This window comes from Vibrio neonatus, assembly GCF_024346975.1.
Lineage (GTDB): Bacteria > Pseudomonadota > Gammaproteobacteria > Enterobacterales > Vibrionaceae > Vibrio > Vibrio neonatus.
On record NZ_AP024886.1, the window covers coordinates 1,025,688 to 1,043,884 of the forward strand.

At 43.1% G+C, this 18,197-nt stretch carries 20 protein-coding genes; 9 read left to right on the plus strand and 11 right to left on the minus strand.

Annotated features, from left to right (window positions below):
* The 4 genes from OCU38_RS16750 to OCU38_RS16765 form a co-directional block, all read right to left on the minus strand.
* On the minus strand, nt 1-864 hold the full coding sequence (locus OCU38_RS16750; protein WP_373277883.1) for a carbohydrate ABC transporter permease: 864 nt from the start codon (nt 862-864) through the stop codon (nt 1-3).
* Nucleotides 865-960: 96 nt separating this feature from the next.
* A complete protein-coding gene (locus OCU38_RS16755; protein ID WP_261824595.1) occupies nt 961-1,845 on the minus strand; it encodes a carbohydrate ABC transporter permease in 885 nt (294 codons plus the stop codon).
* 103 nt (nt 1,846-1,948) lie between these two features.
* Nucleotides 1,949-2,833, minus strand: a complete 885-nt coding sequence (locus tag OCU38_RS16760) for a LysR substrate-binding domain-containing protein (RefSeq protein ID WP_021713390.1) — start codon at nt 2,831-2,833, stop codon at nt 1,949-1,951.
* A 151-nt stretch (nt 2,834-2,984) separates the two neighbouring features.
* On the minus strand, nt 2,985-3,329 hold the full coding sequence (locus OCU38_RS16765) for a DMT family transporter (protein ID WP_261824596.1): 345 nt from the start codon (nt 3,327-3,329) through the stop codon (nt 2,985-2,987).
* Nucleotides 3,330-3,539: 210 nt separating this feature from the next.
* Here OCU38_RS16765 and OCU38_RS16770 point away from each other — a divergent pair, with 210 nt between their 5' ends.
* Genes OCU38_RS16770 through rsgA form a run of 5 tightly spaced genes read left to right on the plus strand, consistent with a single transcriptional unit; the run spans nt 3,540 to nt 6,955 of the window.
* Entirely contained in the window at nt 3,540-4,454 is a 915-nt protein-coding gene (locus OCU38_RS16770) for a DUF368 domain-containing protein (protein ID WP_261824597.1), read from the plus strand.
* Nucleotides 4,454-4,891 (plus strand): hypothetical protein, encoded by a 438-nt coding sequence (locus OCU38_RS16775; protein ID WP_023403491.1) that lies wholly within the window; start codon nt 4,454-4,456, stop codon nt 4,889-4,891. Before OCU38_RS16770 ends, OCU38_RS16775 begins: the two co-directional genes overlap by 1 nt.
* Nucleotides 4,888-5,493, plus strand: a complete 606-nt coding sequence (locus OCU38_RS16780; protein WP_261824598.1) for an SCO family protein — start codon at nt 4,888-4,890, stop codon at nt 5,491-5,493. The genes OCU38_RS16775 and OCU38_RS16780 overlap by 4 nt, the downstream gene beginning before the upstream one ends.
* Complete coding sequence (locus tag OCU38_RS16785; RefSeq protein WP_023403489.1) at nt 5,490-5,927, plus strand: copper chaperone PCu(A)C; 438 nt, start codon at nt 5,490-5,492, stop codon at nt 5,925-5,927. The genes OCU38_RS16780 and OCU38_RS16785 overlap by 4 nt, the downstream gene beginning before the upstream one ends.
* Nucleotides 5,927-6,955, plus strand: a complete 1,029-nt coding sequence (gene rsgA, locus OCU38_RS16790; protein ID WP_261824599.1) for a ribosome small subunit-dependent GTPase A — start codon at nt 5,927-5,929, stop codon at nt 6,953-6,955. Before OCU38_RS16785 ends, rsgA begins: the two co-directional genes overlap by 1 nt.
* Nucleotides 6,956-7,021: 66 nt before the next feature.
* Here the strand turns inward: rsgA and OCU38_RS16795 are convergent, their stop codons facing one another.
* Together OCU38_RS16795 and OCU38_RS16800 are read right to left on the minus strand one after the other, a co-directional pair.
* Complete coding sequence (locus OCU38_RS16795) at nt 7,022-8,407, minus strand: alpha-amylase family protein (protein WP_261824600.1); 1,386 nt, start codon at nt 8,405-8,407, stop codon at nt 7,022-7,024.
* A 351-nt stretch (nt 8,408-8,758) separates the two neighbouring features.
* Complete coding sequence (locus tag OCU38_RS16800; RefSeq protein WP_261824601.1) at nt 8,759-9,178, minus strand: DUF1353 domain-containing protein; 420 nt, start codon at nt 9,176-9,178, stop codon at nt 8,759-8,761.
* Nucleotides 9,179-9,366: 188 nt separating this feature from the next.
* On the opposite strand from OCU38_RS16800, the gene OCU38_RS16805 reads away from it, so the two are divergent.
* Nucleotides 9,367-10,005 carry a D-Ala-D-Ala carboxypeptidase family metallohydrolase gene (locus OCU38_RS16805; RefSeq protein WP_023403485.1) on the plus strand — a complete coding sequence of 213 codons (639 nt, stop codon included), beginning with the start codon at nt 9,367-9,369 and terminating at the stop codon, nt 10,003-10,005.
* A 98-nt stretch (nt 10,006-10,103) separates the two neighbouring features.
* Here the strand turns inward: OCU38_RS16805 and queE are convergent, their stop codons facing one another.
* The 4 genes from queE to OCU38_RS16825 form a co-directional block, all read right to left on the minus strand.
* Nucleotides 10,104-10,769 (minus strand): 7-carboxy-7-deazaguanine synthase QueE, encoded by a 666-nt coding sequence (gene queE / locus OCU38_RS16810; RefSeq protein ID WP_261824602.1) that lies wholly within the window; start codon nt 10,767-10,769, stop codon nt 10,104-10,106.
* A gap of 1 nt (nt 10,770) precedes the next feature.
* Nucleotides 10,771-11,133: a 6-carboxytetrahydropterin synthase QueD gene (queD, locus tag OCU38_RS16815; RefSeq protein ID WP_023403483.1), complete on the minus strand. Its 363-nt coding sequence runs from the start codon at nt 11,131-11,133 to the stop codon at nt 10,771-10,773.
* Between the two features lie 186 nt (nt 11,134-11,319).
* Entirely contained in the window at nt 11,320-12,312 is a 993-nt protein-coding gene (locus OCU38_RS16820; protein ID WP_261824603.1) for a porin, read from the minus strand.
* A gap of 658 nt (nt 12,313-12,970) precedes the next feature.
* Nucleotides 12,971-13,549, minus strand: coding sequence for a class I SAM-dependent DNA methyltransferase (locus OCU38_RS16825; RefSeq protein WP_261824604.1), 579 nt, complete (start codon nt 13,547-13,549; stop codon nt 12,971-12,973).
* 173 nt (nt 13,550-13,722) lie between these two features.
* On the opposite strand from OCU38_RS16825, the gene OCU38_RS16830 reads away from it, so the two are divergent.
* The 3 genes from OCU38_RS16830 to OCU38_RS16840 all read left to right on the plus strand — a co-directional run bounded on the left by OCU38_RS16830 (nt 13,723) and on the right by OCU38_RS16840 (nt 17,107).
* Nucleotides 13,723-14,601, plus strand: coding sequence for a LysR family transcriptional regulator (locus OCU38_RS16830; RefSeq protein ID WP_261824605.1), 879 nt, complete (start codon nt 13,723-13,725; stop codon nt 14,599-14,601).
* Nucleotides 14,602-14,774: 173 nt separating this feature from the next.
* Nucleotides 14,775-15,671, plus strand: coding sequence for a cation diffusion facilitator family transporter (locus OCU38_RS16835; protein ID WP_023403479.1), 897 nt, complete (start codon nt 14,775-14,777; stop codon nt 15,669-15,671).
* A 251-nt stretch (nt 15,672-15,922) separates the two neighbouring features.
* Nucleotides 15,923-17,107 carry an NnrS family protein gene (locus tag OCU38_RS16840; RefSeq protein WP_261824606.1) on the plus strand — a complete coding sequence of 395 codons (1,185 nt, stop codon included), beginning with the start codon at nt 15,923-15,925 and terminating at the stop codon, nt 17,105-17,107.
* A gap of 123 nt (nt 17,108-17,230) precedes the next feature.
* On the opposite strand, the gene OCU38_RS16845 is transcribed toward OCU38_RS16840, so the two are convergent.
* On the minus strand, nt 17,231-18,082 hold the full coding sequence (locus OCU38_RS16845; RefSeq protein ID WP_261824607.1) for an alpha/beta hydrolase: 852 nt from the start codon (nt 18,080-18,082) through the stop codon (nt 17,231-17,233).
* Between the last annotated feature and the right edge of the window lie 115 nt (nt 18,083-18,197).

Here is an 18,197-nt window from a genome sequence, read left to right on the forward strand (position 1 = left end):
TTACTCTTTTACGCCGTTATCGGCGATACCTGAAAGAATCGTCTTTTGACAAATGACGAATAAAATTAACAAAGGCAATACGGCTATGGTGCTGGCGGCCATAATTTGCGACCAGTTCAAGCCGTAGTTACCCTCGGCAATAAAGTAGTGACGAATCCCGGTGGCAATCAGGTTTAATTCCTGAGAGGTAATCACCAAGCTTGGCCACATATAACTGTTGTAGTTAGTAATAAAAGTGATCAGAAACAGCGTTGCCACTGCCGCTTTACATTGCGGTAAGATGATTGCCCATAAAATTTTAAGCTCACCTGCACCATCAATTCTTGCCGCCTCGATTAAAGACGGATGAACTTTGATAAACACTTGTCGTAGATAAAACACGCCAAATACTGAGGCGGCGTTAGAGGCAATCAAGCCCAAGTGCGAATCAATCAAACCCAATTTTGCCAAGGTGATGTACGACGGAATGTAAGTCACTGCGCCGGGCAGCATGTAACAGCCCATCACCACAAAATAGAGTACGGTTTTGCTGCGAAACTTTAGCTGTGTCAGCGCATAGGCAAACATCGCAGAGTTAACAATCACCAATAAAGTGGTGAACAGCGCCACGCTAAAACTGTTGAAAATATACAAACCAAACGGCGCACTATGGAAGGTCTCGACAAACGTCTCCCAGCGAAACTGTGCCGGAATTAAATCCAACGGATTGGCGAAGATCTCGTCATTGGTTTTTAACGAACCCGATAGCATCCACAAAAACGGGAACACCATAATGGTTCCGCATACCAACAAAAACAGGTGCTTGGCTAACGCCAGAAACGACAGACGCTGTGCCTGCAATGCCCACCCTTGAGTTGTACCCATCCATAACGACTTTATTCTTTTGTTGAGTGCGATGTGACGGAGCTCTTCACTTGCCTCTAACACTTGCGTGCTCATAATTTCGTCCTCAAAAATTGTTTAGTAATACACCCAGCGTTTACCGATATAGGTATTCGCCAGTGCCAGTAATCCGGTAATCAAGAAGATGACTAATGACGTTGCCGCCGCAGGCCCCATTTCATATCGCTCAAACGCTTGTTGATAGAACAAATACAGCAATGTTCTGGTTTCGCCGCCCGGCCCGCCTTGAGTCAGTATTTGAAACTGATCGAACGCCTGCATGGCAGTGATGATGTTGACCACCACCAAAAAGAAAGTGGTTGGCGAAATCAATGGCAGCGTGATTTTTAAGAAACGGGTCAAACTGCTACATCCATCAATCAAAGACGCTTCATATAAAGAGTGTGGGATCTTGTTCAGAGCGCTGATATAGAACAGCATGGTCCAGCCTATCGCCTGCCACACAGTCACGATAATGACCGCCATCAACGCTGTATTGCCGTTTTCTAACCACGGAATGGCGCTAAAACCCATTGACTCTAAAAGATGATTTGCCAGCCCTGATTTGGTCTCAAACACCCATGACCAAACAATCGATACCGCCACTGTTGGTGTGATCCAAGGAGAGAAAATCACCGCGCGATAGAACTGACTACCATGAAAATTTTTGTGTAGTAACAGCGCAAAAACCAAACCTAAAATGATGGTTGGAATCACAACACCAAGGGAAAACCAAAAGGTGTTCAGCGCCGCTTGCACAAATTCAAAATCCTCAACCATGTACTCATAGTTTTCTAAACCAATGAATGAATAGTCAGGCGAAATGTAGTCCCAATCGGTGAAGCTGATGTAAATTGAATACCCAAATGGCATCAGCCAAAAAGTAAACAATGGCACCAGCAATGGCGCGGTAAATAACAGCACCTTTAAGCGATTTTTCAGTGGTTCAGAGAAAGCACTCATGGTGACCTCGTTCTTGTTTCGTATGGGTACAAATTACATTTTGTTTATGACAACTTCGTAGAAGCGCCTTTCATTTTTTTTATGGGTATCCATAAGAAAATCTTTACTCGGCTTCTCCCTCTTGCATTTGGTGATACAGCCAATCACAGAAGAAATTTACTTTGGCATTGCGGCGATTTTTAGTAATTAAATAGTGGGCAGACTCAGCCGGCATGCTTGAATCACAGGCCAGCACTAGCTCGCCTTTATCAAGCAATTGCGACACCACCAGCGAGCGCACCAATAACATGCCAATGCCATGCTTGACCGCTTCTAAGGCATGTAGGGAATTGCTCACCTCTAACAGAACCTTCGGCATCGTCATTTCAAATTGATTGTGGCTTAGCCATTGCAGCCAGTTTTCTCGATAGCCCTTCACCTGCACGGTGGCCAGTGAGGAAAAGTCATGCTGACTCAACTGCTGCTGATGTTGCGCTTTAAAAGCAGGGCTGCAAACCAACTGCCAATGCTCTTGAAACAAGCGTTCGCAGTGGGTGTCTTCGCTTTCGACTTTGCCATTAGTCAATTCAATATCAACGCTCTGGCAAGGCGTTGTTGAAGGCCAGTCAACTTGCTGAATGTCTAAACGAATAAACGGATATTTTTTATAAAAAGAAGGTAAGCGAGGCAGTAGCCAGCTGTGACAAAAGGTATGGTTGACGCGCAAACTCAGGACATCCGTTTCTTTTTCGCCAAACAATATTTGAGTTTGTAATTTAAGATGAGCAAGTGACCCCGACACAATCGGCTGATATTGCTGCGCCGATGAGGTCAGCTTTACCCCTTTTGAACTGCGTTCAAATAAGGTTGTATCTAGAAAGGCTTCTAAACTTTTAAGTTGCTGGCTAACGGCGGCTTGAGTAACGCAAAGTTCACGAGCAGCCGCGCCAATAGAGCCAAGACGGGCAACCGCATCAAATGCGACCAAAGCGCGCAGTGGAGGTAACATAGCTTTACCTAATCGAAATAAAAGAAGAAATTACTTCAATTAGGTTGCATAAATTTGCCACTTTAATGACAGAAAAATGAATGGTACTAAATAAGGAAGGTGTATCTAGCAAGGAAAAGCCGCCATTGCTAGCACTTAAAAATTCGTTTTATCAATGAGTTACCGAGTTAGAGAACACATTGATGATCACGGTTCCCGTTAAAATAAAGCCAATACCCACCACGGCATAAATATCTAATTTTTGCCCGTAAAACATCCATGCGATAGAGGCCACCAATACCATGCCTGAGCCACACCAAATCGCATACGCAACGCCCAGTGACATACTTTTGACGGTCAACGACAACAAATAAAAGGCACAGCCGTAACTTGCCAATACCGTTAAGGTGGCAGGTACTGAGGTAAACTGATTGGTTTTTGGTAATAAAGACGTGGCAATGACTTCCAAAATAATCGCCATCGACAGTGCTAATAAAGGGGGTAATGATGACAGCATTGGGTCTCCATAATATTAATTCTTCTGTTAATTTACGTCCATTTTATGTCGAAACGATGCCAAAAGTAGATAGAGAATATTATCAATCTCTATAGGTTTTATGATTAGCCGATAAAATAGCCTTAGCGCTATAAACTTCCGCTCTTCCCCCTCTTTCGCCTTTCCCTTACAATGGAGCCATTAATAGACTCAGTTGTATAAAATAACTTTATGAATTACTTCACCAATTTCCTGAAAGGGTTGGCTATGGGTGCAGCCGATGTTGTGCCTGGTGTTTCTGGTGGTACGGTTGCCTTTATTACCGGTATCTACGACACCTTGCTAGAAAGTATCCGACGCGTGAACCCTTCGCTGATTGGCGTATTGCGCACAAAGGGAATTAAAGGCGCTTTTGCGCATATTAACGGCTTATTTTTGATCTCTTTATTTGCCGGTATTCTTACCAGCCTGCTAACCCTAGCTAAACTTATCTCTTGGCTACTGGTTACCCATCCTGTACCACTGTGGTCATTTTTCTTCGGCCTTATTTTAGTCTCTATTTGGCACATTATGCGTCAGATAAAGTCTTTTGCATGGACTCGTTGGATTGGCTTTGCATTGGGCGTAGGCTTAGCGTATGCCATGACAGTATTAAACCCACTGCATCTTGAACCGACCGCCATCAACATTGTGTTATCCGGCGCGATTGCTATTTGTGCGATGATCTTACCGGGCATTTCAGGCAGTTTTATTTTGCTGTTAATTGGCATGTATAGCCCTGTTCTGGGCGCATTAAAAAGCCTAGATATTGGCTTTTTGGTGCTGTTTATTGGCGGTTGTTTGTGTGGTTTGCTGAGCTTTTCACATCTGCTTTCTTGGCTATTACAACGCTTTAGAGACATTACCTTAATGTTCTTAGTGGGTTTAATGGTCGGTACACTGCCAAAAATTTGGCCTTGGAAACAAACGCTTAGCTGGCGCATCAACTCCAGTGGCGAACAAGTGCCTTTGTTACAAAAAAACCTCATGCCTCACAGTTTTGAGTCGATAACGGGGACTTCGTCACAACTTGTCTTAGCAATTGTCATGATGTGCATTGCAATTGGTTTAGTATTGGCATTGGAGAAATTTGCCGAAGACAAGTAATGAATAAATTATTAAAAGGCCTAGCGGTGCTTTGCGCGCTCGGACTAGGCTTTTTTTCTCAAGATATTTATCGCACTATCCAATCAATGAATGCGGATAACGCATCCATTGAACTCAGTCAAACCTGCCCACTTTCTACCACTGCTTGTACTATTGATGATGTAAACATTGTCCTTGCTAAAGATGTGGTTTCCCCAATGCAACCAACTGATATTGAAGTGACTTGGCCTGCCAATAACGAACCTCAATTATGGGTTGAATTAGAGGGTAAAGAAATGTCGATGGGGGTGGCAAAATTTGTTCTCACCAACCAAGGAAATGGTCATTTTGTGGGTACTTTATTACTGCCGGTTTGTCACAGTGATGCCATGACGTGGATTGGCTCTATTCAATCTAAAACCGAACAACTTCCCATCTCAGTAAGGATGCAAAGATGAGTAGAAATTGGGTACTGACCCTAATTATCGCCGCCGCACTCGGTTTTGGCGTAAAAAGCTACCTTGATGCGCAAACTCAAAAACAGCAACAGCTCATTCGCGAGCAAGCCAATAACCCGATAGTCACCGGAAAAGACAATCAGCAAATGCCATTGTTTAATCCCAATGATCCGCGCATCAACGTGGTGTATTTTGGTTTTACTCGCTGCCCTGACGTTTGCCCTACTTCATTGGCTATGCTCAGCGCCGCGCTGAATCAAGTTTCCGAAGAAACGCGCCACAAAATTCGCCCTATTTTAATTACCTTAGATCCTGATCGTGATTCTGGTGATGACGTGGCTCAATACGCCCAATATTTCCATAACAGCTTTGAAGGCTATCGAGCTGAACCGGACATCCTTGATGCTTTAGCCATAAAATATGGCGTAATCCATATCAAAACAGAACTAGAAAACTCAGCGTTAGAATACACCGTAGACCACAGCTCTTATTTTTACTTTCTGGCTCCTGACGGCACAGAAATACTCAAGGTTCCGCACACTCTTACCCCTGCGCCACTGATTAAAGCTATCAACGATATCACTACGGAGACACCAGCATGATCGCACGAATTTCGACCCTTATTTTGTTACTACTTTCGCCACTGGTTTACGCGCACAATGCAATTACCGTTTCCGATGCATTTGTTAAAGAAACGCCGCCAACGTCAACCACCAGCGCAATTTTCTTAAAAATTGACAACCCGAGCAGTGAAGATCGCGCCTTAGTTTCTGCCAGCACTCCTGCGGCTAAGATCACTGAACTGCACACCCATGCGATGCAAGATGGAGTAATGAAAATGCGCCAACTAGAACGCATTGCATTACCTGCTAAAACTGAAACGGTATTAAAGCCGCACAGCTTGCACATTATGCTATTTGATATCACTGAGCCTTTAAAAGAAGGTATGGTGATCCCTCTTACATTAACCTTTGATAGCGGACGTACTTTGAACCTATCTGTACCGGTTAAAAAAATGAAAATGATGAAACACTAATGAATTTACAACATCTTGGCTGGCAACCCTTTTTCCAGCAACAATTAACGCTGGATGATTATGAACAGGCTATTGTTGCCAGAGTTAGCGCGCACCACCGCTCCGGTTATCAACTATTAACCGAGAGTGAAGAAGTCTCACTGCCTATGCACGACTCACTGCCCGCTATGACAGTGGGTGATTGGGTGCTCCTTGATCATCAAATGCAGTTTCAGCGCTGTCTTGAGCGAAGCTCGCTGTTTTCTCGTAAAGCAGCAGGCTCGAAATTAGCAGAGCAAAAAATTGCCGCGAACATCGACACCGTTTTTATCGTCATGTCACTTAACGATGATTTTAATTTGAGCCGAGTGGAGCGTTATTTAGCTCTTACCAACGAAGCGCAAGTTGAAGCTGTGATTGTATTGACTAAAGCCGATCTTTGCCCTGATGCGCAGAACTTAAAACAGCAAGTGCAGTCGCTCGATCCTATGCTGCTCATCGAAACGGTAAATGCGCTCGATTACGACAGCGTTAAAGCCCTCACCCCTTGGTGTAAGACGGGCAAAACCGTTGCGTTTTTGGGCTCATCAGGGGTAGGTAAATCAACACTGGTGAATACACTGCTGCAAGAGCAGACGCAACAAACAGGCGCAATTCGAGAGGATGACAGTAAGGGACGCCATACCACCACAGGGCGTACGATCCACACTATGCCTAGTGGCGGCGTGTTATTAGACACCCCAGGGATGCGTGAGTTGCAACTGGCGAACGTCAGTCAAGGGCTCAGTGAAACCTTTGCTGAAATTGAAGAGCTTGCAACGCAATGCCGTTTTTCTGACTGCTCTCATCAAAATGAACCCGGTTGCGCCATTCAAAAAGCGCTACAAGCGGATCAATTAGACGAAAGGCGACTTAATAACTACTTAAAGCTGCAACGTGAACAAGCGCGCAACAGTGCTTCTCTGGCTCAGCTTCGCTCGCAAGATAAGCAGTTGGGCAAAATGATTCGCTCTGTACAAAATGAGAATCGATCACGCAAGAATAAGTAAAGTATGTGGAGTGCATAATTTCAGATCAACGGATGCGGGTGAATAGATGCTATTCACCCGCATTTTTTATTCCACACCATCACCGACTAAACAGCGATAGCCTTTTGCCGGCACCGTAAATTCAAGCCTGCCGTCGTCCGGGTAAAGCGCTTGTTGCTCGACTAAATCAAACATCGCTTTCTGCCAACGAATCCGCACGTTAATCGCAACATCTGACTTATTAATTGCCACTAAACCATTTTCTGCGCGGCTAAACACAATATGTTCGTCGCTGACCTCTAGCACTGTCATCGGTAAGCTGTGCACATGATTGTGAAAATCAATCAGGGTTTTCATTCTCGGATCTTGCCATGCATTCATCCAGCGCGGATGACCACTGCTATCATTTATTCCGCTGGTATCAAGGTCGGTATACACCAAAGGCACTCCGCCATCGCGGCACAATATGTAGCAATACCCTAGCCACTCATATTCCTCAGTCATGATCAGCCCTTGAAACACATCGTTGTTCGGGATGTCATGGGTGATCACAAAAGTGATGGCGCGCTGACGTTTTAACGCTTCACCCACGTTATACGGGTCAATTAACGCTGACATGCGCCCTTGCCCCTGTAAGGCTTGATGAACGGTATTAAACAGCGGAAAATCATATGCCCCTAAACGAGTCTTATTTAAATAAGGCTTGAGAAAAAGCTCATACTCTTGTTTAGTTGCACCGCCATCGGTGATGATTTCACCAAAAATGTGCACCCCTTCGGTGATTTCTTTAGTCCACACCTTGCGCAATTGATCAATAGAAATGTGTTTGGCGGCATCAATGCGAAAGCCTTTTACGCCCATCTCTTTCATAGCCAGTAAATAGGCGCGCTGCTGCTCAATCACATGCTCGCAATCGCGCAGCGTTGGCAAGCCTGCATCGTGCGGCCCTCCAGTGATGCGGCCATTTTGCACTTGCCATTTGTCGCGCCAATCTTTTATGCCAAACGCTTCTACAAAGTCGTTTTCCGTAAACAGCGGACGGCTAAGATCGCCAAACAATCTTAACGATTCATAATATTCAGGATCATCGGCATACGCTTGCAACTCTTGCTGACTCGGATATTGTAAATCCGATCGTAGATAAGCCTCATTGGCCATGTGATTAAACACCACATCCACATACACGCGAATACCGTGTTCATTTAAGCAAGTCATCATCGAGCGAAAATCTAGAGTATTGCCCAGTTCGTTATCAATGATTCGATAATCTTGTGGCTGATAGCGTTGCCACCATGCCGTACCTGTTTTGTGCTTCAAGGATTTCATCGGTGGAGACACTAACACCGTTTTGTAGCCAAGCTGACTAATGTGCTCGGCACGCTCTGCAATCGTTTTATAAGGCCAATCAAACGCATGTAAGATAACATCCGTCGCCTGCGCAGAGTTCTGATTCAAAGTAATTGGGTTCAACATAAAACACCTTTTACAACTTAAGCTGTTTTCAGCCAGTTACTATACCCTACAAGATGCATGCCATAGCGAAAATCATCCTAAATTCATTATTCATAGGGTGGATGAATGATTGTATAGGGTGGAAATGGCTCATTCGTTTTTATCGATAAAGTATGAGAAGAGGGCTTAGTTAGCACATTTATCTTTATATTATCTCATCTATAGTGATACTGTGCATAGCAACACCTACAATTCAGATAATAATGTCATAGGTTAAATTCTCTCTATCTACCAAAAAACTAAACTATCACCGCACTTATTCTCTGAATTCGAATTTTAAAGACCGGTGAGAGATAACTCAAAGTGTGTTTATTAACGCCACGGCGCTTTTAACCTTGGTTTTTGATTTCTGGGATCGCTGGCAGGTTTGCCTCCCAACTTTAAACCTAAATAATACATATGCGCGGTAAACTCATTTACGCCGTCATTAATACATAACTGCTCAAATATTTTATCCGCCGTATCTTTGGCAGTTGCTGGCAAATATTCACAGCGTAACAACTGATAAAGCGCGTCATGCACTAATGATGCTCGCATATTTTGCGTGGTATCAACTACAGGCCCAGACGGACCATCCCAAGCATATCCTGAACGAATAGTTAGCCATCCATCTAGGTTTAAACTAATAAATTCCATCTCTATGGCTTGCGGCGGAAATACCTCTAATTTAATCACAAACTGCTCGGCTAATTGATACTTATAACCTGCGCGATACAAAATATGTTCGGACATTGAATTTGCCTTTATTGATAAATGCTTAAGTCAATACATCGATAAATACATTAGTAAATCTAGTGCATTCTGTTTTAAATCCCCTGCTGTTATTTAAGCAATTTGTAGTGCGTTATTTAATTCGTGAGTTAGATCAAAATTCTTATTTCCGTCTATACTCCAAACACTAGATACAAAGGAGAAGTATCATGATTCGTCTTGTTTGCCTGTTATTTTGTGCCCTTAGTTTTAGTGTTTATTCCAATGATTATCTTAAGCTGTACGAATCGGAAAATGAACTAGAATACAATGACTTAGTCATCAGTGTGAAAGGCTATAAAGTGCCCACTCGCGCCGCCTTTAGAGGCTGGATGTTAATGAATCGCGCCGAAGATAGGGTAAAAGAAATTGCCCAACAACTTAAAGACGCGGGCATTACCGAAGTCCCACTAAAAACCATGCCCATGCACCTTATTCTGTTACAAGGCACCAACTGGGCCATGAACGGAACCGCCGTCTTTAACATCCCAGATCGTAAGCTAGTACCGAATATGGTGCGCACTGTGAAGTTTATCCAGCAACATGTCGAGCCTGTATTGGGGCCTCTGGTGCCGGTTTCTGGTGATAGAACTCAGTATTATAACCAAACCTCTGGCGGGGCGACCAAAAGTAAGCACTTAAGCTTCTGCGCTCTCGATCTGGTGCCGATCAACGATATCAGTCGTGAAGAGCTACATAAAAAGTTGTGGGGGATCTACAAAAGTGAAGGCAAAAAGAATGATATGGGAATGGGACTCTATTCTGGGGTACGTTTTCACATAGATACTTGCGGATATAGAAATTGGTAAGCGTGACACTGTATTGGATACATTGAAAACAAAAACAGGGTTCTAAACCTTAGCTTAGGACCCTGTTTCTTTGTCTACTTGACGACTCTCAGCTTTAACTAAGCGATATTCAAATACTTATGCGTTTGTACCGATAAACGCCAATTATTGGCAATACAAGTATCAATGCACAGCTTGGTTGCTCTCGGCTTTTGGCTAATTGGTTGCAACAAAATCTCAGTATTAGGCTGTAACTGACTGCTTGCCAATAGCGCTTTTAAATCTTCAATATCCGATTGCGTGCCCACTGGGTGTTTTACTTCATTGGCTCTCGCCATCGCACTAGCTTGAATAGGTAATTTACCTTTCATGCCAATTTTTGGCGAAACCGTCACCCAAGTATTTGCAGTTGCTTGAATGGCAAAGGTGCCACTGGTTTCAATTTGGCAACGAAACCCGTGTTTTTCTAACAGAGTCGTAAGTGGCAACAAGTCATACTGACACGGCTCGCCACCGGTAATGACCACATGTTTGGCACTATAATGTGCTAAACAATAAGTCACTAAATCTTGTTCTGACTGCTGGCACCAAAACTCATCATCGCCCGATTTAGCAATAATGGTTCCAAAATCAGTTTGTTTCTCTTCCAACACATCCCAAGTTTGCTTAGTGTCACACCAAGCACAGCCTACAGGGCAACCTTGCAAGCGAATAAAAATAGACGGCACACCGGTAAAGAAGCCTTCACCTTGGATAGTTTCAAAGATCTCGTTAATTTTTAACACGTTATTCGCCCGTGTAAATGCAACCAGCAGTGCACGTTTCTTTGATTTCTACTTTGCTCAAAAGCGGCAATAATGGTTTAGTTTGCTCAAAGACCCATTTTGCCAGCACTTCACTGGTTGGGTTTTCTAACCCTTCGATGTCATTTAGGTAATGATGATCAAGGCGGTCATAAATCGGTTTAAAGCTCTGTTTTACATCCCCAAAATCAATGATCCAACCGGTGTGTTGATCCACTTCCCCTTTTAAATAAAGGCGAACTAAAAATGAATGTCCGTGTAAACGTCCACATTTGTGCCCATCAGGTACGTGAGGTAATTTGTGGGCCGCTTCAAACATAAATTCTTTGTAGATTTCAGTAGTCATTGGGGTCTTCTGTAAGTTGAGTCAATTTGAACAAAAAGATAAGGGCACGAATTGTAGCAAGTTTACACAAAACCCCCAATCAAAATTGGCTGTCTGCCCAGCGAATTATTGGTATCAAATAGAAAAGCAGAGCTAATAATAGCTCTGCTTTGATGGGGGTGACAAAAGATGTTCTAAGAAAAAGAATTATAGATAGTAACGAACACCTAGTGCGTAGCGATCATCATCGCTTGAGATATCATCGCCCAAATCAATTTGATAAGCAGCGTAGCCGACAAATGTTGGCGTAAAGTCATATTCAACCTGCAACGCCATCTGACTCAACTGAGTTTCGTTGTTGTCGTCATCTTCAATGCTCTCATAGTTAACAGAGAAGTTGAGGCTGTTTGCCAATGCATAAGCAACGATGGCTTCGATATTGGTTGTATCAAAATCACCATAAAACTTACTGCCCATTTCATATACACCCGCTACGTACAGACCGTCGCCGTAGCTGCCATATTTAGCCGATAAAAGGTTTGCCATTGCATCATCATTTTGGCCTGTTTTAGAGCCAGTGGTAAAACCATAACCGACCATAAACTTGCTGAAATTAGCCGACACCGTTACCTGAGCACGATCGCCGTAGTTGCCATTTTGCCCCTGCCAACCTAAACCAAAGTCTAAGCCAAATGAATCAAAGTCTAAGCCTTTACGATACGAGAGCATTCTTTCAGCACGAGCCGTACCTAGATTACCGCCATCAACATATAAGAAGTCATTGGCAAACGCGATTGGCAAATCCGCAATACCACCCACATCATAGTAAGGTGACCATTGCGTTCCACCTACCACTCGACCCCACATGTCGTGTGTAACACCGATGTAGCCCAAACGAGTTTTAAATGATTCTCCACCGCCTTCAAGCATATTCAACTGCCACTCACCCTTTGCGTCAGCGGTAAAGCCTCCACCAAGGTCTTGAGTTGCATTAAAGTTGATACGAGGTGACAAAGACTCAATGACTAAATCATCATCGGTAATATATGCGTCATCATTTGAATCTGGATTACCTAAACCAACAGAAACGTGTCCGCCTAAGGAGAAAGTAGTACCGCCATTATTATACAACTCTACAGCGAAAGCCTGACCGCTAAATGCGATACCTGCAATTACACTTGCTAATACTGTCTTTTTCATAATGTCTTTCCGTTTACCTATGTGTATAAAGATATGTGTATAAAAGTATGTATAGTTTTGTAAGCTGTTTTAAAACACTGTTAATATCGAAAATCTTAATCGATTTATTTATGATTATATGAAAATTGCTAACCGCTCATTTGCTTTCAGCAATTTACTGCAGAAGATAAATACCCTTTCACCTCCTTTGATTTTTAGTCAATATATAAAACAATGCGCTATATAATGGCCAGAATTACAGATTGCCTTTTGTAAAAGCGTAGTAACGTTTCTTTAATAAACCAAATAAAAAGCGTGCATAGATCACACATTATGTATGTTATGCAGCATTTGTTACTTTAATTATTAAAGCAGTTACCTTTATTAAGCGGATTAATAGAAGTAATGGAAAATCAGGAAAATGATTTTAAGATAGAAATCAGTCGCTATTATCTAGAATAAGGTTGCAATATTTCGGCTAGAAATAACAAGAATAATCGCGATAAAAAGTTAACTTTAATTGAGCGAAAATAGGTATTTTGAAGTAGGATATTGGTATATACGATATACATAATCACCGTATATAAATTGAATAATTCAAAAGAAGATCGAATGCTTGGTTAAACCCTTAGGACTTGCTCTTTTTTAATGAAAAGATACAAGCCCTAAAGTTATCTGGTTACTTATACGCCACACCCATTAATACTGGTTTTGATGTGCCGTCAGCCAATGTAATCTCAAATGGGATTGAAATTTCGATATCGTTGAAGCCTGCGCTATGCAGCATAGTGTGCGCCGATTCTTGAGTTAAACCGTCGCTACCATCCTCACTTAACCAGTCCCAATGAACAAAAATACCCTGCTCATCTAATAGGGAATGAATAATGGTTGCCGTTTCTTGAAAACTTGCCACAAAACCACACACGGATGAGGCCACAACAAGATCAAATTGTTTTCTAAAGGCTGGATGCTGTGCCACTAAACCACGAGTTAAGTAATCAACCACTGGCTCTACATTAGCCAAGGTCTTTTTATCCAACTCCTCAATCATCGCTTCTGAAGCATCAAGAGCAACGATGCTGCGCACCAAAGGAGCCATTTGTTGACTCAATAAGCCAGTACCACAACCAAAATCTAATACGTTAGCGCCTTGCAATGAATGAAGCGCTTGCAGTTCAGCAAATACTAGGTCTGAAAATTGAGTGGTTGCTGGGTTTGCTTCCCACTCAGTAGCATAATCATCCCAATTGTGCACCATGTGACTATCCATCCTTAAAACTGTTTCTTAAGCTGAGTAAAGCAAATCTTGATAAAAAAAGATACCAAATTACCTTTAATACAAGGAGATATCAGCTTTAGATCATGCCTTGCTTGATTTTTCAGCATCCAATCAGGTAGTTTGGATATTTACATATTTGCAAAAGAGATCCAATGAATCTTTCTCATATTGATGCCTTTGTTCAGGTCGCGCAACACGGCTCCGTATCCGAAGCCGCCAGACAATTAAACTGTAACCGTACTAAGCTCAGTATGGCAATCAAAGCCTTAGAGAAAGAGCTAGCGACTGCGCTATTTATCCGCAGTGGCAATAACCTTGAGCTATCTGAAGCCGGCAAGGCGATATTCAAAGATTGCGAAGCGATGTTAGTGACCGCCTCACGCATTAAACAAACCTGCCAACATATTCGCGGAGATTTTACCGCCGAGGTTTGGATTGCTAGAGATGACGCTATACCCGATGCCACATGGCAAGAGTTATCACACCGTTTAAATAACAAATACCCTGCCACCACCTTCAATACGGTGTTAGCCTCTAGTGGCGATCTATCAAACTTGGTTGAAACCAAACAGGTCGATTTTGCCTTTGGTATCGATTATGAACGTGTCGATGACCCCAGAATCGAATTTACTCCGATTGGCAAGATACGCATGATGTCGGTGTGTAATGCGGATCACCCTTTAGGTCAGTTGCGCCGAGTGTCCGATGAACAACTGCGCAATGCCATGCAAGTGACCTTGGCCTACCTAAACGAGAAAGATAACCCCGAATTACTGCCGTTTTCCCTTAAACACATTGGCTTTTCTAGCTTTGACTACATTCTAAGCACGATACGCACCGAAGCGGCATGGGGCGTATTACCTGAACCGTTAATTCGTCATCTACTTAGAAACGAAACCTTATCCGTTATTAAACACACTTACGGCCTCACCCAAGAAGAATTTTGCATGTTTACCTCATCTGGCATGGAAGCTCACCCAGGTATGGTATGGCTGTGCGATAAACTCAGTGATTATCTGTTTGATTTCTAACTACAGCAGTGAGTGTCAATATTATTGACACTCACTAGGTGTAATAACACTTTGATATTTAACAGGTTATTTTATTGCCAGCCTCTTTCAATGCTGTTAAACAGTATTCGTGCGTTGAAAAACTCAGCATGCTAACGAACAATGCAAATAACTAATTTGTAGAAAGGTTTGTTATGAGTGGTAGGGAAACGTCCTCTGAGCGTGATATTTTAATCTATTCAGCCTTGTTAACTCTAGGGTTTGCCATTGGTGGCATTGCTCTTGGTAGTTGGGTTGGCTCAATGGTTATCATCTTTGATGGGGCTTATTCTTTAATTAGCCTAGTGTTAACTTTATTGTCACTGCTTGCCGCCACCTTAATCGCTCGCCCTTCATCAACACGTTTTCCGCACGGTCTAGCCGCTCTTGAACCTATTGTTATTGCCATTAAAGCCACCGTCATTTTGGCGTTAGTGTGTATTTCTATCTATTCCGCTATTGACGATCTATTAAGTGGCGGCCATGAAATCAATACTTTTGTCGCAACCCTATTTGGCCTTATCAACGTGATTGGTTGCGCCTTTGGTTGGGCGCTTATTGCTCGCAAGAATGAGCGCATTGGCTCAGGACTTATTGCCGCTGAAGTAAAACAATGGCAAATGGACACCTTAATCAGTATTGCAGTGTTAGTCGGCTTTATTAGTGCTTGGCTATTGCTCAAAACACCTTTTGCGGCCTATGCGGTGTATGCCGACCCTGCAATGATGCTGTTAATGGCCGGCTATTTTTTAAAAGTTCCGGCTATGATGCTCAAACAAGCCCTATCTGAACTGCTAAATATGACCGCTGACCATAAATTATGTTCGCAAGTGCATCAGTGCGTGACGGATTTACCCGCCGATGGCGATGTTGATCTTACGGTTGCCGCAGTCACCAAAGTCGGTGGGGAGCTACGCATTGATATCGATATGCACCTAGACCAGCAACAGTCTATCGCGCCAAAGGACATTGCCAAGACCCGCTCTGCGCTTAATAAAAAGTTCGATCACCTACCCTATAAATGCCAATTGCACCTGAGTTTGATTGCGTGAGGAAAATGAGTGCAATTGGTTGAATTTATGGAAACATACATTTCTTCGGCGGTTGCATATAATAGGAAAAACTAACCAATTTAAAGTAACACATTGTTTTTATGATAATAAAACAATATCCCGACGAGTTTAACGCTCAATAGACACTGCCCTTTCTTATAAAACACCTCTCAGATAAAACCTAACTATACTTGCATTATCAGCCTCTGTATTTTAAAGTTGCATCTAATTTACATCTTTAAGGTTTTAGCATGTTAAACATTACCGACAAAGCAAAAGAAGAAGCAATCACACCATTGCTAAGACTAGGGTTTCGTCCATTTTTTCTATTAGGCGCGTTATACGCTTTTATTGCCATCCCAGTTTGGATCTACGCCTATCAAAATGGTCAACCTAACGCACTAGCCGCTCCTGCCCTTTGGTGGCACGCTCATGAAATGCTATTCGGATTCTCAATGGCAATCGTAGCGGGCTTTGTGCTGACAGCAGTACAAAACTGGACTGGAGTAAACGGCACTAAAGGTTCACGTTTAGGCTTGATTGTGGCTTTGTGGTTGGCGCCGCGCATCCTATTTTGGACTGCAACACCACTGTGGGTGATCTCTATTATTGAGAGCCTGTTCTTATTGGCTGTGGCTTACGAAGTGGCTATTCGCGTATTTAAATCAAAAGGTTGGAGAAACCTATTTTTTGTACCGCTATTTCTACTGGCTATCGTGGCAAACTTTGCCAGCTACGCAACCATTAAAGGTGTAGCACCATTTACCTCTAGCGCAGTATGGCAAGCCATGTTGTGGTGGTTTATGTTACTGCTATCAGTAATGGGTGGACGTGTAATTCCGTTCTTTACTTCACTTCGTATGAAGTTTGAAAAACCTACCCCTATTCTATGGGTTGAATTAGCCGGTAACCTGCCGCTTGTTCTGCTCTTTGTATTGAGTTTCTTCCCACTGACATTGAGCCAATTAGAAACGCCATTGTTTATCTGGGCGGGTGTATTCCAACTGATTAAAGTATTGCGTTGGAAACCATGGACCACCTTTGGTGAGCCTCTAGTATGGTCTCTGCACGCCTCTTATGCTTGTATTCCAGCTTACTTGCTACTTAAAGGCTTGACCACAAACGCGTGGTTGGCACACACCTCACTGCACTTATTTGCCATTGGCGCTTTAGCGGGTTTGATCTTAGCTATGATCACTCGTGTAACTATGGGCCATACTGGACGTAATATTTATGAAGGCCCACAAATGCGCATTGCCTTTATCTCTTTGATTTTATCAGCGCTAGTAAGAAGTGTTGGCGTGGGTCTATTCCCACAATACATGATGCAACTGCTTGATGTGGCGACTGTGTTATGGATGATTAGCTTTGGTATGTATCTATTAAAATTCGCTAAAATGCTAGCGACGCCAAGAAAAGACGGTCATCCGGGTTAACCCTTATATCGACTCATAGTTAGGCGTTATACCAATCACACTAAGTAAGTGAGCAGAACTAGCGCAGGAAAAAGCACCGAATCAGCATTTAGCTCATTCGGTGCTTTTTTAATATCATCTATATTAGCGATTCGATAACTGTAAAAAAGCCTCTTGCACAGGCTCACTTTTCATTATTCGGCCATGCCCCAAACCTGTGGTGGCGATCAAAGTGACCTTTTCTGCTTGTTGCGAAACACGCTGCGACACATCAAAACGAGTAAATCGGTCGCCTTCATCGTGCACGATCAAGGTGGGTGTTTGCCTTAGTTTCAACTTGCCGTAAGGATCAATAGTCGCAATTGGGTAATGATATTCGGCACTCACCTCAGCAACCACCTCTTCAAACAATTTCATTGAATACCCAGAACGCTTCACGCTAGTAAATAGGTTATCCAAATACTCAAGTACCGGCGCAATCAGCAACAAAGGACACTGGTTTGCTTTAACATGTTTACACTCAATCGTCGAAGCGGTGCCCATGCTGTGCGCAATAATGCCAGCCACCTCATCAACACTGTCTAAAATGGCTTCTAAGCCTTCTACAAATGCAGGAATATGCCCATAGGCCCCGCCACTACTGCCATGCGCAGGTTGGTCATACGCAAGTGCGGTGAAACCAGACTTAGCTATAAATTCCATTAACGGGAAAAACTGATTGGCGGTACCCGACCAGCCGTGGTTTAACACCCATAACGGGCCTTCACCTAACGTATAAGTGGTTAAATCGCCATGCGCTGATTTCACCTTCCCCTGAAGCATCGCCTCGGGTTGCGGATTCTTCGGCGCACTACGCACCGGAGTGAGTAAAAGTTGTCTTGCTAACTTGCGCGCATGACTAGGAGCAACGCGGTGATGAATACGAGTTCCCGCATTGACCAAAGAGCGACGCAAGTTAAATTTCTGAGAGGTATTAAAGTAGATTTTGTCGCTCATATTGACTCATGATGAACTGATGTGGATGGGCTATTAAAGCATAGAAAATAGTAACGCATCTATAGCGTCTAAAGGATCTGTATCAGAGCCATTTATCTCTTTAACTAAATTAAGC

Excerpts from the sequence above, each read along its gene's own strand:
- OCU38_RS16765 (WP_261824596.1), bottom strand. The coding sequence starts at position 3,329 with ATGCTGTCATCATTACCCCCTTTATTAGCACTGTCGATGGCGATTATT.
- OCU38_RS16770 (WP_261824597.1), top strand. The coding sequence starts at position 3,540 with ATGAATTACTTCACCAATTTCCTGAAAGGGTTGGCTATGGGTGCAGCC.
- OCU38_RS16755 (WP_261824595.1), bottom strand. The coding sequence starts at position 1,845 with ATGAGTGCTTTCTCTGAACCACTGAAAAATCGCTTAAAGGTGCTGTTA.
- OCU38_RS16785 (WP_023403489.1), top strand. The coding sequence starts at position 5,490 with ATGATCGCACGAATTTCGACCCTTATTTTGTTACTACTTTCGCCACTG.
- OCU38_RS16775 (WP_023403491.1), top strand. The coding sequence starts at position 4,454 with ATGAATAAATTATTAAAAGGCCTAGCGGTGCTTTGCGCGCTCGGACTA.
- OCU38_RS16840 (WP_261824606.1), top strand. The coding sequence starts at position 15,923 with ATGTTAAACATTACCGACAAAGCAAAAGAAGAAGCAATCACACCATTG.
- OCU38_RS16830 (WP_261824605.1), top strand. The coding sequence starts at position 13,723 with ATGAATCTTTCTCATATTGATGCCTTTGTTCAGGTCGCGCAACACGGC.
- rsgA (WP_261824599.1), top strand. The coding sequence starts at position 5,927 with ATGAATTTACAACATCTTGGCTGGCAACCCTTTTTCCAGCAACAATTA.
- OCU38_RS16795 (WP_261824600.1), bottom strand. The coding sequence starts at position 8,407 with ATGTTGAACCCAATTACTTTGAATCAGAACTCTGCGCAGGCGACGGAT.
- OCU38_RS16750 (WP_373277883.1), bottom strand. The coding sequence starts at position 864 with ATGGGTACAACTCAAGGGTGGGCATTGCAGGCACAGCGTCTGTCGTTT.
- OCU38_RS16760 (WP_021713390.1), bottom strand. The coding sequence starts at position 2,833 with ATGTTACCTCCACTGCGCGCTTTGGTCGCATTTGATGCGGTTGCCCGT.
- OCU38_RS16845 (WP_261824607.1), bottom strand. The coding sequence starts at position 18,082 with ATGAGCGACAAAATCTACTTTAATACCTCTCAGAAATTTAACTTGCGT.
- OCU38_RS16800 (WP_261824601.1), bottom strand. The coding sequence starts at position 9,178 with ATGTCCGAACATATTTTGTATCGCGCAGGTTATAAGTATCAATTAGCC.
- OCU38_RS16820 (WP_261824603.1), bottom strand. The coding sequence starts at position 12,312 with ATGAAAAAGACAGTATTAGCAAGTGTAATTGCAGGTATCGCATTTAGC.
- OCU38_RS16805 (WP_023403485.1), top strand. The coding sequence starts at position 9,367 with ATGATTCGTCTTGTTTGCCTGTTATTTTGTGCCCTTAGTTTTAGTGTT.
- OCU38_RS16835 (WP_023403479.1), top strand. The coding sequence starts at position 14,775 with ATGAGTGGTAGGGAAACGTCCTCTGAGCGTGATATTTTAATCTATTCA.
- OCU38_RS16780 (WP_261824598.1), top strand. The coding sequence starts at position 4,888 with ATGAGTAGAAATTGGGTACTGACCCTAATTATCGCCGCCGCACTCGGT.
- queD (WP_023403483.1), bottom strand. The coding sequence starts at position 11,133 with ATGACTACTGAAATCTACAAAGAATTTATGTTTGAAGCGGCCCACAAA.
- OCU38_RS16825 (WP_261824604.1), bottom strand. The coding sequence starts at position 13,549 with ATGGTGCACAATTGGGATGATTATGCTACTGAGTGGGAAGCAAACCCA.